Below are 12,022 nucleotides of genomic sequence, written 5' to 3' on the forward strand. Positions count from 1 at the left end.
GGGGGGGGGGGGGTGGGGTGGGGGGCCGCGGCCGCGGGGCGGGGCACGGCTGTGGGCGGCTCGGTCAGCCGCGCAGCGGGATGCCGGGTCGGTCCGGCTGGGGGCGGTCGACAGGGGTGCCGCGGTCGGCCGGGGTGCGGTCGATCGTGGGGCGTTCGATTGCGGGGCGGTCCATCGGGCTGCGGTCCATCGGGGTGCGGTCGATCGTGGGGCGGTCCATCGGGCTGCGGTCCAGCGAACCGCGGTCCATCGGGGGACGGTCCATCGGGCTGCGGTCGAGGCTGCTGCGGTCCAGGCCGCCCTGGCGGGCCGCCGGGACGGTCGCGGCCAGGCCGGTGCGCTCGGCGCCGGCGGGCAGCTCCTCGGCGCGGTCCGGGCGGCCCTGGCTCGGGACGGCACCGCTCGCGGCGAGGAGCTCGCTGGTCGGGCGGCGCATGCCGTAGCGCCGGTGCACGGCCTGCTTGGTGACCCCGAGGGCGGAGCCCACCGAGTCCCAGGAGAAGCCCAGCGCCCGGTCGAACTCGACCGCCGCCGCCACCAGCGTCTCCACGCTCTCCCGCAGCTCCTGCGCCAGGCGCACGGTCGGCGCCGGCGCCCGCCCGTACACCACGAAGCCGGCCGAGGTGCTCGGTCGGCGCGGACGGTAGACGTTGCCCAGTTGAGCGGTGAGCGTCCGCAGCGCATCGACCTGCCGCCTCACCCGCTCGATGTCCCGCACCAGCAGGTGCAGGCTCGCCCGCGCCCGGGCGTCGTGGTTGATCTGCTCGGCCATGGCCTACGTGCCACCTTCCGTACGGTTCAGCTCGGCCGGGACGCGGTGTTCCGTGCGCCCGGCCCCGGTCAATCTCTCTTGACCAACGCCGAATCGGGCCCGGGGTAACGCGGCTGGGCACAGTCGGGATGCGCGGACCGCCGATCCGGGTTCGGCGGGGGCTCCGGCGGGGGTGTGCGGGAGGCCTCCGCGGGAGGCCTCCGCGGGAGGCCTCCGCGGGTGGCCGGGCGGGTGGCCGGGCGGGCCGTCCCGGACGGGTTGCATAGACTTGCCGGTGAACCAGCAGCCGACCGCAGCCCGCGCCCCTACGGACAGGAGTCCGCACCCCGTGGCGATCCAGCCGATCCGCATCTTCGGAGACCCCGTCCTGCGGTCCACCGCCCAGCCGGTGACCACCTTCGACAAGGAACTGCGCAAGCTGGTCGGCGACCTCACCGACACCATGCTGGACGCCCCCGGAGCCGGCCTTGCAGCGCCCCAACTCGGCGTCTCCCTACGGGTGTTCACGTACCACGTGGATGGCGTCACCGGGCACCTGATCAACCCGGACCTGTCGCTGAGCGAGGAGGAGCAGGAGGGCCCCGAGGGCTGCCTCTCGCTGCCCGGGCTGCGCTACGACACCAGGCGCGCGTACGGCGTGGTGGCCAAGGGCTTCAACATGTACGGCGATCCGGTGACCGTGGAGGGCACCCAGTTGCTGGCCCGGTGCATCCAGCACGAGACCGACCACCTGGACGGCATCATCTTCATCGACCGGCTCGACCGCGAGCGGCGCAAGGCCGCGCTGAAGGCGATCCGGGAGGCGGACTGGGGCAACGGACCGGCCCCGGTGGTCAAGGTCTCGCCGCACAGCACCTTCGGCTCCGCCCGCTGAGCCCTTCGCCGTCCTCGCTCTCCACTGAACTTCGGTTTGCAGAAAGGCACTTGATGCGTCTCGTCTTCGCCGGCACCCCCGAGGTCGCCGTTCCCGCCCTGGACGCCCTGCTCGCCTCGGACCGGCACGAGGTCGTCGCCGTGGTCACCCGCCCCGACGCTCCGGCCGGGCGCGGGCGCAAGCTGGTCGCCAGCCCCGTCGCCCAGCGCGCCGAGGAGGCCGGGATCGAGGTCCTCAAGCCGGCGAAGCCCAGCGACCCGGACTTCGTCGCCCGGCTCACCGAACTCGCCCCCGACTGCTGCCCGGTGGTCGCCTACGGCGCGCTGCTGCGCCCCGGCGCCCTGGAGATCCCCAAGCACGGCTGGGTCAACCTGCACTTCTCGCTGCTGCCGGCCTGGCGCGGTGCGGCCCCGGTCCAGCACGCGGTGCTGGCCGGTGACGAGGTCACCGGCGCGTCCACCTTCCTGATCGAGCAGGGCCTGGACTCCGGCCCGGTGTTCGGCGTGGTCACCGAGGAGATCCGCCCGGGCGACACCAGTGGCGACCTGCTCACCCGGCTGTCCGTCTCCGGCGCGCGGCTGCTGGCCGCCACCATGGACGGCATCGCGGACGGCTCCCTGCACGCCGTGCCGCAGCCGGCCGAGGGCGTCACGCTCGCGCCGAAGATCACCGTCGAGGACGCGCGGATCGACTGGAACCACCCCGCGCTCCGGATCGACCGGGTGGTGCGCGGCTGCGCGCCGGCGCCCGGGGCCTGGACGGAGTTCCGGGGCGAGCGGCTGAAGGTCACCGGGCCGGTCACGCTGCTGCCGGGCTCCGCCGAGCTGGCGCCGGGCGAGGTCGCGGTGGCCGGCAAGAACAGCGTCCGGGTCGGCACCGGCAGCCACGACGTCGAGCTGGGGGAGGTGCGTCCGCAGGGGAAGAAGGAGATGCGGGCCGCCGACTGGGCCCGGGGCGCGCGGCTGGAGGCGGGGGAGCGCTTCGGGACCGGCGGCTGACGCTCCCGTTTGGCGTTACTGTTCGATTGAGATCGTTCGTTCGCCCTATGTGTTCGAGCCATGTGTTCGAGTTCGTTGATAACCACCGCAGCACCTTGAGGCACCTGTGACCACCCCCAGCGCCAAGCGCGCCCCCCGCCCGCACCGCCGCCCGAAGAAGGACCCGGCCCGGATCGTCGCCTTCCGCGCCCTGCGGGCCGTCGACGAGCGCGACGCCTACGCCAACCTGATCCTGCCCTCGCTGCTCCGGGAGGCCGAGCAGAAGGGCATGGACCGGCGCGACGCCGCCCTCGCCACCGAGCTGGTCTACGGCACCCTGCGCCTGCAGGGCACCTACGACGCGATCATCGCCGCCTGCATCGACCGGCCGCTCGGCAAGGTCGACCCGCCGGTGCTGGACGTGCTCTCGCTCGGCGCCCACCAACTGCTCACCACCCGCATCCCCACCCACGCGGCCGTCTCGGCGACCGTCGAGCTGGCCCGGGTGGTGCTCGGTGACGGCAAGGCGAAGTTCGTCAACGCCGTGCTGCGCCGGATCAGCGCCCACGACCTGGACACCTGGATCGAGCAGGTCGCCCCGCCGTACGAGAAGGACGCCGAGGACCACCTGGCGGTCGTGCACTCGCACCCGCGCTGGGTGGTCTCCGCGCTCTGGGACTCGCTCGGCCGGTGGCAGCCGGACGCCTCCGGGCGCACCGCGGTGGAGGAACTGCTGCGGGCCGACAACGAGCGGCCCGAGGTCACCCTCGTCGCCCGCCCCGGCCGCGCCACCGTCGGCGAGCTGGCCGAAGCGCTGCCCGAGGCCGAGCCGGGCCGGTGGTCCCCGTTCGCGCTGCGGCTCGCCGAGGGAGGCGACCCGGGCTCGGTGGCCGCCGTCCAGGAGAACCGGGCGGGCGTGCAGGACGAGGGCAGCCAGCTGGTCGCGCTGGCGCTGGCCTCGGCGCCGCTGGACGGCCCCGACCGGCTCTGGCTGGACGGCTGCGCCGGCCCCGGCGGCAAGGCCGCGCTGCTCGGCGCGATGGCCGCCGAGCGCGGGGCGGCCCTGGTCGCGAGCGAGAAGCAGCCGCACCGGGCCCGGCTGGTGGCCCGGGCACTGGCCGGCAACCCCGGCCCGTACACCGTGATCGCGGCGGACGGGACGCGCCCGGCCTGGCGGTCCGGCGGCTTCGACCGGGTGCTGGTCGACGTGCCGTGCTCCGGCCTCGGCGCGCTGCGCCGCCGCCCGGAGGCGCGCTGGCGCCGCCGGCCGGCCGACGTCGCGGCCTTCGGCCCGCTCCAGCGGGACCTGCTGCGCTCGGCGATCGAGGCCACCCGGGTCGGCGGCGTGGTCGGCTACGCGACCTGCTCGCCGCACCTCGCGGAGACTCGGGCCGTCGTGGACGACGTGCTGCGCGGCGAGGGCGGCCGGGTCGAGTGGATCGACGCCCGCCCGCTGCTGCTCGGCGTCCCGGCGCTCGGCGACGGGCCGGACGTGCAGCTGTGGCCGCACCTGCACGGGACGGACGCGATGTACCTGGCGCTGCTGCGGCGGACCGCCTGACGCGGTGGTGACGGCGCCTCCTCGGCAGGGGTTTCCGCCCGGCCGGGGAGGCGTTCGGCGTACGGGGCGCGTGGCGGGCGGGCGTGTGGCGTGTGTGCGGGGCGCGGCAGCCGCCCGCTCGTTGACGCCCGAGCTGCCGGAGGACCCGTCGGTCGGACAGGTCGAGGCCTGGGTGGAGTCGGCGCGGCCGGCCGGGGACGCCGGGTACCGGGAGCTGTTGCGCGGGCTGGTGGAGGCCGAGGCGGCGGAGGCGGACTGGGCGGCGCGCGCCGTGGGGTGAGCGGGCTCGGGGGCGCGTGACGGGGGTTATGGGTGGTTCGGGGTCGGGAAGGAGGTGAGGAAGGCGTGGGCCTGGGCGCGGAGGTGGTCGATCGGCGGGTCCTCGCAGATCACCTCCAGGCCGCGTCCGGTCACCCGGCCCAGGTCGTAGTAGGACTGGTAGGCGAGGTAGGGGCGGTGGCCGTCGGTGGGGTCGAGGCCGACGGCGAAGGTCGCGAAGTGGGTCAACTCGCCCTTGGCGGGGGCGGGCTCGGTGCGGGAGAGCCGCCATTCGAACTCGTACGGTTCGGGTTCGGCGGGCAGGTCCAGCAGGGCCTGGGCGAGCCGGCGGACCTCGTCCGGGTTCGCGAAGGAGAACGACTCCGACCAGGCGGGTGCCGAGGCGAGCAGTTCCCAGCCGTCGCCGCTGTGGCCGACGGCCAGGGCCCACTCGCCGTTCCGGTCCTGCCAGCGGCAGCTGATGATCGGGTCCACGGTGGTCAACCTCCGTGTGGCGCTGGGACGTTCGTGCCTCACTATCGTGGCACACCGGGTGCCCCGGGGGCCTGGTCGATGAGCCGTCCTCGGGCTCGTTGCCAGGCTTCCTGGAGCGTGCGGTAGCCGAGGACGGTGATGCCGTGCTGGGCGAGGAGGAGGGGGGCCTCGGGGGAGACGAGGAACGCGTGGTCGGTGCGCCGGACGCGCCAGCCGTCCTGCGGGTCACGAGGGTTCGGGCCGGCCAGGCTCGGGTGCAGGGCCCACTCGGTGAGGCCTGGCGGAAGGGCGGCGAGCAGCCGGGCGTAGTGGGCGGGTTTGTCGTCCACCGGGACGGTGAAACTGTCGAGGAAGCCGTGGTCCACCACCGGCAGCCCGCGCTCGCGCATCCGGGCCAGGGCGGGCGGCAGCCAGACCCGGACCGCCAGGCCGTACTCGGCGCCGAGGGCGAGGGTGAGATCGAGGATGTCCTCGCGGCCGCCGTCGGCCAGACAGTGGAAGTCGAGGTGGGTCGGGGTGAGGCCGGCTGCCGCCACCGTGTCGATCTGGGCGCGGAACTCGCGTTCCACGTCGTCGAGTCGGGCCCGGGCGAGCAGCCGGGCGCGTCCGGACGGGGTGGGGGCGAACAGCTCGCCGTCGGCGTCCAGGAGGGAGGGCACCCGGTCGCGGGCGGTGAGCGGGCCCCAGCGGCGGTCCGAGGACTCGCAGACCAGCGTGAGGTGGACGCCGAAGGGGACCTCCGGGTGCCGGCGCAGCAGCCGCAGCGCGTGCGGGGCGGCGGCGCACGGGGTCATCAGGCTGCAGGAGGCGGCGATGCCGTTGCGGACGGCGTCGATCACGGCGAGGTTGACGGCCTCGTCCAGGCCGAGGTCGTCGCAGTTGAGCAGCAGGAGGCGGGCGTCGGGCGGGTGGCCGAGGAGGTGGTTGGCGGTTCCGGTCGGGATCGGGATCGGGATCGGGATCGGGATGGGGGGTGGGGTGTCGGCTGCGGGCACGAGGGCAGTGTGCCCCGCGCCCCGGGGCGGATGCGCGGGGATTTCCGGAGCGGCGGCCGGTCAGTCGGCCTCGGGGGCCGGGTGCCAGGGGCGGTCGGGGCGGGTCCGGACCGGGGCGGAGGTGAGGCGCAGGGCGTACACCTCGCGGTCGGTGGCCTCGTACGGGACCGGGCCGAGGTACTCGTGGCCGGTCAGGTGGCACCAGGCGGGCAGGTCCAGCGGGGCGGCCGGGTCGGTGGAGTGGATGTGGACCACCGCGCCGGCCGGAAGGTGTGCGATCCGGGCGCGCAGCCGGAGCAGGAGCTGGACGCAGAGCAGCCCGGTGCCGTCGATGGTGAGGTCGGGGACGGCGGAGAACGCCCCGGCGGCGTACTCGGCGGGGGCGGACGGCCGCTCGTCGTACATCCCGGGGTTGGCGGTGTAGGTCCGCTGCCAGTGCGCGCGTTGGGTCTCGGCGAGGGCGCCTGCTCGGCCGGGCCCGGTGCCGGGGGTGTCGGTCACGGTGTCGCCCTTCGCGGGGTGGGTGGTGCGGGGGTGGTGCGCGTTCCTGGGGTGGTGCGTGCTGCGGATGGGGCGGGTTCAGCCTAGTACTCCAGCCGCACTTCGTGATCACGTAGCGAGTCGTCGCAGGTAGTGGCTGTGGCGGGCTCTGCCTTGGTGCACTCGTCGCCACATCGACCAGTGCAGGACCCGAGCGCGCGATCGGGGACGGTCGAGGACGAGTGCGTCGATGAGGCGGCGGATCTCATTGGCGGTCAAGGCGGTCGGTGCCGCCGAGGAGGCGTCGGGGGCGGGGGCGGGCGGGGGCGGCCCCCCCCCCGCGGGCCCTGCCCGTCAGGGCCGGGTCACCTTGATTCGTCGATCTGGCGGCTGATGCGGCGCGAGGGGCTGAACGCGTAGAGGTCGAGGACGCCGGGCGGGTCGGCGAGGCCGGGGCCGCCGGCCCGGACCCAGGCGGTGATGTCGGCGGCGGCGTCGGGGTCGTTGACCAGGCCGAGCCAGACGGGGCGTCCGCCGGCCTTGCGGCCCTCGGCGGAGGGCTGGACGACGATGACGTTGGCCTGCTCGCAGGCGTCCAGGCAGTCGGTGGGCCGTACGTTCGCGACTCCGGCGAGGGAGGCGCCCAGGCCGGTGAGCTGGGCGCGGTGGTCCAGGCCCGGGACCTTCGGGGTGCCGCAGCAGCAGCCCCGGCAGACGGTGACGGTGCAGCGGGCCGCCGTCCCCTGGGCGGGGGCGGCAGTCTGCTTGCGGGCGCGCTTGCTCATCGGCGGCCCTCGGTGCGGGCCCGGGTCCAGGCGGCTTCGCGCAGCAGGCGCAGGCCGTTGAGGCCGACGATGACGGTGGAGCCCTCGTGGCCGAGGACGCCGAGCGGCAGCGGGAGGGTGGCGACCAGGTCCCAGACCACCAGCACGGAGATGAACACCGAGGCGATCACCAGGTTCTGCACCACGAAGGAGCGGGCCCGGCGGGAGAGGGCGACGACGGCGGGGACGGTGGCGAGTTCGTCGCGCACGATCACGGCGTCGGCGGTCTCCAGGGCGAGGTCGGAGCCCGCGCGGCCCATCGCGATGCCGGTGTGGGCGGCGGCGAGCGCCGGGGCGTCGTTGACGCCGTCGCCGATCACCAGGACCTTGCGGCCCGCCTGCTCCTGGTCCCTGACGGCGGTGACCTTGTCCTGGGGCAGCAGGCCGGCGCGGACGTCGGTGATGCCGACCTCGGCGGCCAGGCGGGCGGCGGCGCGCGGGTTGTCGCCGGTGACCAGCATCGGCGCGGTGCCCGTCAGGGCGGTGAGCGCGGTGACGGTGGCGGCGGCGTCCGGGCGCAGGCGGTCGGCGATGCCGAGCAGGCCGACCGGGACGCCGTCCACCTCGACCAGGACGGCGGTGCGCCCGCCGTCCTCCAGCTCGGCGGCGACGCTGGCCGCGCGCGAGGAGACCGCGTCGGTCAGCAGCCGGGCCGGGGCGCCGACCGCGACGGCGCGGCCCCCGACGGTGGCGGTGACCCCGATGCCGGGGGCGGAGGCGAAGTCCTCGGCCGTGGCCAGGGTCAGGCCCCGGGTGCGGGCGGCGTCGACGACGGCGCGGGCGAGGGGGTGCTCGCTGGGGTGCTCGGCGGCGGCCGCCAGCGCCAGCAGTCCGTCCTCGGTGAAGCCGGCGCCGGCCAGGGGGCGGACGTCGGTGACGCGGGGAGTGCCCTCGGTGAGGGTGCCGGTCTTGTCGAGGGCGACGGCGTCGACCTGGCCGAGGCGCTCCATGACGACGGCCGACTTGACCAGCACGCCGTGCCGGCCGGCGTTGGCGATCGCGGACAGCAGCGGCGGCATGGTGGCCAGGACCACGGCGCACGGCGAGGCGACGATCATGAAGGTCATGGCCCGCAGCAGCGAGCCGGTGAACGCCGCGCCGAGGGCCAGTGGCACCGCGAACACCGCGAGGGTGGCGACGACCATGCCGATCGAGTACCGCTGCTCGACCTTCTCGATGAACAGCTGGGTCGGCGCCTTGGTCTCGGAGGCCTCCTCGACCATCTTCACGATCCGGGCGATCACCGAGTCGGAGGCGTCCCGCTCGACCTTCACCCGCAGCGCGCCGGTGCCGTTCAGCGTGCCGGCGAACACCTCGTCGCCCGTCCCCTTGGCCACCGGCAGCGGTTCGCCGGTGATGGTGGCCTGGTCGACCTCGCTTGCGCCGTCCAGGACGCGCCCGTCGGCGCCGATCCGCTCGCCCGGACGCACCAGGACGGTGTCGCCGACGGCGAGCCGCTCGGTCGGGACGCTCTCCTCGGTGCCGTCGTCCAGCAGCCGGGTCGCCGTCGCCGGTGCGAGGTCGAGCAGTCCGCGCACCGAGTCGGCGGTACGGGCGGTGGCGATGGCCTCCAGGGCGCCGGAGGTGGCGAAGATGACGATCAGCAGCGCGCCGTCCATCACCTGGCCGACCGCCGCCGCGCCGAGCGCGGCGACGATCATCAGCAGGTCGACGTCGAGGGTCTTCTCGCGCAGCGCCTGGAGGCCGGCCCAGGCGGGCTCCCAGCCGCCGGTGGCGTAGGCGAGCGCGTACAGCGGACCCCATGTCCACGCGGGGGCGCCGGTCAGCTGCAACGGCAGCGCGATCAGGAACAGCACCAGCGCGGCAGCGGCCCAGCGGGCCTCGGGCAGCGCGAAGATCCGCGTGCGCCGCCGTGGGGCGACACCGGTGGATCCGGCGGCCACCTCGGGGGCGGGGCGCTCGATCAGGGTGGAGGACATGGCAGACAGGACCCTTCGGGCAGGCCATGGGCAGGAGTGACGACCCGATCCACGATACAGGAATACATGAACACCCATTCAAGTGTTGTCTGTAGTATTGGCGCATGGGTCATGGAGCCGCTCCCGCGAAGAACGCCGTCCCGCGCACGCGCCTGGACGCGGACAACGCCGCCCGGGTGGCGACCACGCTGCAGGCCCTGGCCACCCCGTCCCGCCTGCTGATCCTCGCCCGCCTGCGCGAAGGGCCCTGCGCGGCCACCGACCTCGCCCACGCCGTCGGCATGGAACAGTCCGCCTGCTCCCACCAGCTGCGGCTGCTGCGCAACCTCGGCCTGGTCACCGGCACCCGGCAGGGCCGCTCGGTGGTCTACGCGCTGTACGACAACCACGTGGCCGAACTCCTCGACCAGGCCGTCTACCACACCGAGCACCTGCGCCTCGGGCTCAGCGACGCCGTCGGCGCCGAGGACGCGGACCTCGCCGACCTCGCGGGCGACGCGGCGGCCCGGTCGGTCGGCGGTTCCTGAGGGGGTGCCTCAGGCGGTCCCGGTCCCGCGGCCGGCGTCGGTGCCGTAGCTGTAGTCGGAGACCAGCGCGCCCTCGGTGTCGATGAGGTGCGCGGTGTCGCCCTTGTCGTTCCAGACGGCACGTCCGCTGCCGAAGGAGTAGCCGCCCGACTCGGCGTGGACTTCGTTGGTGTAGACCCGGATCCGCTGGCCGGCCCTGAGCGTGGTGCCGGGCGGGAAGGTGAAGTTCTGGCCGGGGTCGTCGGCGTGGAGGAGCCAGCCGGAGATGTCCGCGTGCGCCGTGCCCCGGTTGACGATCTCGACGTACTCGTCGGCCTGGGTGTACTTGACCGAGCCTTTGTGGCGCACGGTGGTGATGACCACGTCCGGGACGCCGACCCGGGAGAGCACGGCGACGATGTCGGCGCTGTTGGAGCCGTTCTCGGGGCTGAAGAACTTGTTGACGATCTCTCCGTTCCGCTTGAAGCCGGTGATCACGGCGGCGTACTCCTCGCCGTCGATGGTCACGCTCTCCGGGGACACCCGCGTGGGCAGGTCGACCTCGTCGTCGGGCGTGGGGCCGTCGTTGGGCGTCTCGAAGTGGTGGAACCTGAAGCTGAAGTCGCGGTCCTCGGCGTCCTCCTGGAAGCGGATGCGGACCACGAGATCGACGTCGAACCGGTTGACGCCGCCGCCCATGATGGGGAAGTTCTGGTGGGTGAAGGTGCCCAGCGTGGTCTCCGGGCCGCCGGCCTCCACGTCGACCGTGCCGCCGGTGAACGAGTAGCCGCTCTTGCCGCCCCCGACGGGGACGCCCCAGGTGATGTGCCCGGTGTGGAGCCCCGAGACGTTGGGCGGGGTCGGGGTGACGGTGGTCCAGGTTCCCGACGTGGTGACTTCGGACATGCTCGGACGACTCCTCGATTCGGTGGGCATGCCGCACGCGACGACGGTTGCGTGCGGCTCGCCGGCGGCCGACGCCGCGACCGGGCCCGGTCGGACCCGGGAGGGCCTTCGCCGGCTGACACTCCACTCTTCCAACTGCGCGGGCGAATCCCGCGCAAGGAGGCCTTTCCTCACTCGTCCGAGTGATGGGCGGCTTCGTGGCAGGGCCGGCGCGGCACCCCGCCGCGCCATCCGGAACCGAACGGTGGGGTACGGCTTTGCCCGGGACCCCTTGACAGGTCTAGACCATTCCGCTTGAGTTCTGGGTCAGCCCCGCAATCGGCCCGCACCCCGGTCGGCCCGTCCCCCCACGACGTGCCCCCGCCCCGCGGGGCCCGGCTCCCCTGCCCCGACGTCCCTACCTCCACGACCGTGCGGCCCCACACCGCACAAGGGGTGATCAAGTGTCCATGAAACGCCTGCTCGCACTGCTCTCCACCGTCGCCACGGCGCTCGCGGTGGTCCTGCTGCTGCCCGCGGCCAACGCCAGTGCCGCCGTCTGCGCCACGGCCTGGAGCTCCTCGGCCGTCTACACCGGCGGCGCCGCCGTCTCCTACAACGGCCACAACTGGCTCGCCAAGTGGTGGACCCAGAACGAGCCGCCCAGCACCGGCGGTTCCGGCGTCTGGTCCGACCAGGGCGGCTGCGGAACCGGCCCGACGACGACCCCGACCCCGACCGTCACACCGACCGTCACGCCGACCTCCACCGCCACGCCGAACCCGGGCGGATTCCCCGTCAGCCAGGCCCAGTTCGACCAGATGTTCCCGAACCGGAACCCCTTCTACACCTACCAGGGCCTGATCGACGCGCTCTCCGCCTACCCCGCCTTCGCGGCCACCGGCAGCGACACCGTCCGCAAGCAGGAGGCCGCGGCCTTCCTGGCCAACGTGAACCACGAAACCGGCGCGCTGGTCTACGTCGTCGAGCAGAACACCGCCAACTACCCCCACTACTGCGACAGTTCGCAGCCGTACGGCTGCCCGGCCGGGCAGTCCGCGTACTACGGGCGCGGCCCGATCCAGCTGAGCTGGAACTTCAACTACAAGGCGGCCGGCGACGCCCTCGGCATCGACCTGCTGCGCAACCCCAACCTGGTGCAGACCGACCCGGCCGTCGCCTGGAAGACCGCGCTCTGGTACTGGAACACCCAGAACGGGCCGGGCACCATGACCCCGCACAACGCGATCGTCAACGGCTACGGCTTCGGCGAGACCATCCGCAGCATCAACGGCTCGCTGGAGTGCAACGGCGGCAACCCCGCGCAGGTGCAGAGCCGGATCAACGCCTACCAGCGCTTCACCCAGCTGCTCGGCACCGTGCCGGGCAACAACCTGAGCTGCTGAGCTGAGCTGTTGGGCCGGGCTGGGTTGCTGACCTGAGCCGCTGAGCGCC

12 protein-coding genes and 1 pseudogene are annotated in these 12,022 nt (G+C 74.1%); 6 read left to right on the plus strand and 7 right to left on the minus strand.

Going from position 1 to position 12,022, the window contains the following annotated elements:
• Positions 1–426: 426 nt before the first annotated feature.
• Positions 427–772, minus strand: a pseudogene (locus ACFRAR_RS27225) (hypothetical protein); the annotation flags it as partial.
• Positions 773–1,100: 328 nt separating this feature from the next.
• Between ACFRAR_RS27225 and def the strand changes: the two are divergent.
• The 4 genes from def (at position 1,101) to ACFRAR_RS27245 (ending at position 4,464) form a co-directional block, all read left to right on the plus strand.
• A complete protein-coding gene (def, locus tag ACFRAR_RS27230; protein ID WP_380700835.1) occupies positions 1,101–1,646 on the plus strand; it encodes a peptide deformylase in 546 nt (181 codons plus the stop codon).
• Positions 1,647–1,699: 53 nt separating this feature from the next.
• Positions 1,700–2,644, plus strand: a complete 945-nt coding sequence (gene fmt / locus ACFRAR_RS27235) for a methionyl-tRNA formyltransferase (protein WP_380700836.1) — start codon at positions 1,700–1,702, stop codon at positions 2,642–2,644.
• Between the two features lie 106 nt (positions 2,645–2,750).
• The gene (locus tag ACFRAR_RS27240) at positions 2,751–4,184 is read left to right on the plus strand and encodes an RsmB/NOP family class I SAM-dependent RNA methyltransferase (RefSeq protein WP_380700837.1); all 1,434 of its coding nucleotides are present in this window, start codon (positions 2,751–2,753) and stop codon (positions 4,182–4,184) included.
• A gap of 94 nt (positions 4,185–4,278) precedes the next feature.
• Positions 4,279–4,464 carry a hypothetical protein gene (locus ACFRAR_RS27245; protein WP_380700838.1) on the plus strand — a complete coding sequence of 62 codons (186 nt, stop codon included), beginning with the start codon at positions 4,279–4,281 and terminating at the stop codon, positions 4,462–4,464.
• 26 nt (positions 4,465–4,490) lie between these two features.
• Here the strand turns inward: ACFRAR_RS27245 and ACFRAR_RS27250 are convergent, their stop codons facing one another.
• The 5 genes from ACFRAR_RS27250 to ACFRAR_RS27270 all read right to left on the minus strand — a co-directional run bounded on the left by ACFRAR_RS27250 (position 4,491) and on the right by ACFRAR_RS27270 (position 9,176).
• Positions 4,491–4,937, minus strand: coding sequence for a hypothetical protein (locus ACFRAR_RS27250; protein ID WP_380700839.1), 447 nt, complete (start codon positions 4,935–4,937; stop codon positions 4,491–4,493).
• A gap of 41 nt (positions 4,938–4,978) precedes the next feature.
• On the minus strand, positions 4,979–5,932 hold the full coding sequence (locus ACFRAR_RS27255; protein WP_380700840.1) for a polysaccharide deacetylase family protein: 954 nt from the start codon (positions 5,930–5,932) through the stop codon (positions 4,979–4,981).
• A gap of 60 nt (positions 5,933–5,992) precedes the next feature.
• Positions 5,993–6,433, minus strand: a complete 441-nt coding sequence (locus tag ACFRAR_RS27260) for a sulfurtransferase TusA family protein (RefSeq protein ID WP_380700841.1) — start codon at positions 6,431–6,433, stop codon at positions 5,993–5,995.
• 344 nt (positions 6,434–6,777) lie between these two features.
• On the minus strand, positions 6,778–7,197 hold the full coding sequence (locus ACFRAR_RS27265) for a (2Fe-2S) ferredoxin domain-containing protein (protein WP_380700842.1): 420 nt from the start codon (positions 7,195–7,197) through the stop codon (positions 6,778–6,780).
• On the minus strand, positions 7,194–9,176 hold the full coding sequence (locus ACFRAR_RS27270) for a heavy metal translocating P-type ATPase (RefSeq protein ID WP_380700843.1): 1,983 nt from the start codon (positions 9,174–9,176) through the stop codon (positions 7,194–7,196). The genes ACFRAR_RS27265 and ACFRAR_RS27270 overlap by 4 nt, the downstream gene beginning before the upstream one ends.
• 104 nt (positions 9,177–9,280) lie before the next feature.
• On the opposite strand from ACFRAR_RS27270, the gene ACFRAR_RS27275 reads away from it, so the two are divergent.
• Positions 9,281–9,703 carry an ArsR/SmtB family transcription factor gene (locus ACFRAR_RS27275; protein ID WP_380700844.1) on the plus strand — a complete coding sequence of 141 codons (423 nt, stop codon included), beginning with the start codon at positions 9,281–9,283 and terminating at the stop codon, positions 9,701–9,703.
• Positions 9,704–9,712: 9 nt separating this feature from the next.
• Here ACFRAR_RS27275 and ACFRAR_RS27280 read toward each other — a convergent pair whose 3' ends face one another.
• Positions 9,713–10,588, minus strand: coding sequence for a choice-of-anchor K domain-containing protein (locus ACFRAR_RS27280; protein ID WP_380700845.1), 876 nt, complete (start codon positions 10,586–10,588; stop codon positions 9,713–9,715).
• Between the two features lie 449 nt (positions 10,589–11,037).
• Between ACFRAR_RS27280 and ACFRAR_RS27285 the strand changes: the two genes are divergently transcribed.
• On the plus strand, positions 11,038–11,973 hold the full coding sequence (locus ACFRAR_RS27285; protein WP_380700867.1) for a glycoside hydrolase family 19 protein: 936 nt from the start codon (positions 11,038–11,040) through the stop codon (positions 11,971–11,973).
• Positions 11,974–12,022: the final 49 nt, after the last annotated feature.

The sequence above is a fragment of the Kitasatospora sp. NPDC056651 genome (genome assembly GCF_042792155.1).
Classification (GTDB): domain Bacteria; phylum Actinomycetota; class Actinomycetes; order Streptomycetales; family Streptomycetaceae; genus Kitasatospora.